Annotated in this window: 3 protein-coding genes; 2 read left to right on the plus strand and 1 reads right to left on the minus strand. The window is 48.0% G+C overall.

The features are described 5' to 3' along the window. Window positions 1–908: HAMP domain-containing sensor histidine kinase (locus tag PKX57_RS11675; RefSeq protein ID WP_472417483.1), on the plus strand; the 908-nt coding region annotated here is incomplete at its 5' end. On the opposite strand, the gene PKX57_RS11680 is transcribed toward PKX57_RS11675, so the two are convergent. Further along, window positions 905–1837 carry an inorganic phosphate transporter gene (locus PKX57_RS11680; protein WP_472417485.1) on the minus strand — a complete coding sequence of 311 codons (933 nt, stop codon included), beginning with the start codon at window positions 1835–1837 and terminating at the stop codon, window positions 905–907. The genes PKX57_RS11675 and PKX57_RS11680 overlap by 4 nt on opposite strands. A 411-nt stretch (window positions 1838–2248) precedes the next feature. Between PKX57_RS11680 and PKX57_RS11685 the strand changes: the two genes are divergently transcribed. Beyond that, window positions 2249–2755 (plus strand): zinc ribbon domain-containing protein, encoded by a 507-nt coding sequence (locus tag PKX57_RS11685; RefSeq protein ID WP_472417487.1) that lies wholly within the window; start codon window positions 2249–2251, stop codon window positions 2753–2755. Window positions 2756–3389 lie beyond the last annotated feature (634 nt).

Raw genomic sequence — 3389 nt, forward strand, 5'->3', positions numbered from 1 at the left:
CAAGAAGGTTCACGGGTTCCATCCTTCACATGAACAGAATCACCAGAAAGATGAAGGACCTGGATTTCTCTGAAAAGTGCGAAATCAAATCCAAAGACGAGTTCGGACAGCTTGCCGGTAGCATAGACGATCTTTCGGAATCTCTCGATGCGACGCTGAAAGAACTCAGCCAGAAGAACGAGGCGCTCAAAAAAGAGATAGAACACAAAAAAGCCGTTGAAGAGATGAGGAAGCAGTTCATAACGAACGTCTCGCACGAATTGAAGACCCCCCTGTCGCTCATTCAGGGCTATGCCGAAGGATTGGAACTAAACATAGCCTCCAGTGACGAAAAGCGGAACTTTTACTGTGGAGTGATCAAGGAGGAGACGGCGAAAATGGGCAGGCTCGTCAAAGACCTCCTCGATCTATCGATGATGGAAACGGGGAATTTAACGCTATACAAGAGCGAGTTCTGCGTCGATGAGCTGATAAAAAGGGTGACGGGAAAGTTCGAAAAGGTCTTTCTAAAAAATGGAATCGAGCCGAAGTATGCAGAGGGGGAAAGAACGGTTGTCTACGCCGATTCTTTCAGGACGGAGCAGATACTCACCAACTACCTGAACAACGCCGTTTACCATGTCGATGAAAGAAAGGAAATTTTTGTCCGAAAAGAGATTCAAGAGAATTCGGTGATTGTGCGGGTGTTCAACTCCGGCCGGAACATACCCGGGGAAGAGAGCGAGAAGATCTGGACCAGTTTTTATAGAACCGACAGTGCCAGAACAAGGGAAGAGGAGAGGTACGGCATAGGGCTTTCGATAGTCAAGGCCATCTGCGATCTGGATGGCAAAAGTTGTGGGTTTGTGAACCTTCCAGATGGTGTGGAGTTTTTCTTCGAGTTGGAAAGGGTAAAAAACCCGGATTAGTTCAATCCGAAAAAACTAAAGATAGCGAACACTGCAGCCGACACACAGCCTGCGATAAGCGGAGTTTGCAGCCAGCCCAGCAAGATCCTCCGGATCAGGCGGCCGTCGAAGTTTCTCGAACCTCGGGCCAATCCCACACCTACAACGGCCCCGACTATGGCCTGAGATACTGAGACCGGAACTCCTATATAAGCGTAAATGAGAACGGTGAGGCTCTGCGCCAGAATAGCCACGACAGAGGAAAAGGCTTCCAGGGAGACTATCCTCTTGCCCACCGTGTACATGACTTTCTTGCTGAAGATTATCGCGCCGGCGGCGATGCTCAGCCCGCCTATCAGCGCGGCTTCGTCGATCGATATGCTTCCGACGAAAGTACCGGTTATATTGGCCACGTTGTTGGCCCCCAGAGCAAAGGAGCCGAGAATTCCGATCACGATGGCGAGAGCCTTTAGCGTTATATCTTGAACCACTATCGATTTTATCCTGCGAAAGAACCTCGCGATGATTCTGTACAACACATATCCGAGCAAGGCCGCGCCCAGAGGAGTCGTTATCCAGCAGATGACGATCTTGGCTACCACGAACCAGTCGACGCTTCCGTTGAGAAGGCCGATACCCATGATCGCGCCCACTACGGCCTGAGAGGAAGATACCGGCAGGCCGAAGTGATTCAGGATTATCACCGACAAACCCGCGGCGGCCGCCACGATCGCCGCCGAAACGAGAGTCTGACTGCTCAAACTCGCCAGAGTTTCCAGTCCGTTCCTGCCGCCGATTATCGCCCCGGCGATTATTGAAAGACTCGCGGTTATCGCCGCAAATCTGTAATTCAGGAGTCCGTTGGTAACAGTCGTCCCGTATATGTTGGCTGCGTCGTTTCTTCCGAGTGCCCAGCCGAAGAAAACCGCGGGTAAAAAGGCTAAAATCAATTCTATCCCTTCATCCAGAGTAATGAATAGTATTATAGCACCACGCTCATAATATTGGGAAACCCTTTAATAGAACAAAAAAACACTCCGGAAACCCGTCGTTTCCGTGAGTGCTTCAGCGTGAATCGTTATAATGGCCCGCCTTTCGTCGTGTCGCCCGGAGCCGGCTGTCCCTGAAGCCTGTGTTGCTTATTCCAGTTTTCTGCGTTATTTGTAGAGGATTATCAAAACGGCTATGACACTAAAGAACAGAGCGAGAAGCAAAAAAACCATCGATGTATCCACAACTCTCCCCCCAGTTTTCTATAAAACAATTGTACAACTTTACAAATTGAATGTAGAGGTTCTTCTACATGATATCTCCGAATAGAGGTCTCTATTGTAGAATCTAAATGAAAGGACGGTGGTATTATGTACAACCGCTCGGAAGATTCGACAAGAATAGTAATAGGAATAATAGGAGGAATAATCTACGCGGTCGGCGTTGGATTGATAATATTCAGTTTCGCCAGTTTCTTTCTCGCGCCCGCGATCGGAATGGTCTTCACAAGCATGTTCACTTTCGTGATACTTGGAATCGTCGCCTCCTCTATCGGGAGAGCCCTGGTCGGAATGGCCCGGACGAGGAAATCCAGCGGACCTCTGGATGACCAGAGATCTCCCCGAAGAGAGGTTCAAGAAGATATGACTTACGACTACACCTTTGTATCCGATAGAGAGGCAAAAACCGAAAGAAAGAAACCTCTTAGTTACTCCAGATGCCCCGAATGCGATGCCGAGAACGACGACAGAGCCTCTACCTGTAAGAACTGCGGAACTTCTCTGGTGGGTTACAAAAAGTGCTCGCTCTGTTATAAACTGAACGAAATGGAGAAAAGGTTCTGCTCCAACTGCGGCCACGATTTCAATCTCGATTGATACTGCGGAAAGAGCCGTCTTTGGGAAGAACCGTATTCACCCCTCACTATCCACTAACCACCACCCACCACGGCTCTTAAGATGGTTATCGCTGTAAGTCTTCATGAGAGCAAAAAAAGGATTCCTGACTGGCGCCAGGAATCGAAGGGGGAATTGCTACGAAACGAGGAGTTGTCCGGATTGCGGCTAACTTCATTTCCTTTTTATCGGGTCCCTATCGTATTTGTATGTCAAAAGTTAACCAACAACCTTGCAGATATATTATACAATTAATTCCCTAAAAGTCAAATATCCTCGTTTATGTAAATTAATGTGTAAATTGTATATGGAATACTGCTCTATTATTTTCTTTCCATATCTCAAAATCGGCCAACAAAGCATCGATCCAAGCCTGCAATTTGTTCCAATTCCACCGGAGATGATATAATTAAATTTGGGATCGTTACACAGATCGGATGTTGATATGTTAACAGATTTCTACTATCCCTAATTTACTATAGAATAGATTTCGGGGGTGTTCGATGAGGGTACTGGTTACAGGCGCAAGAATGTGGTATGCGCTCAACAGCATCCGGCTTCTGGCCAGACAGGGTCATGAGGTCTTCGCTGCCGACAGCGGCAAGGTCAGCGGTGG

It is taken from the genome of Mesotoga sp. (assembly GCF_035363035.1).
GTDB lineage: Bacteria > Thermotogota > Thermotogae > Petrotogales > Kosmotogaceae > Mesotoga.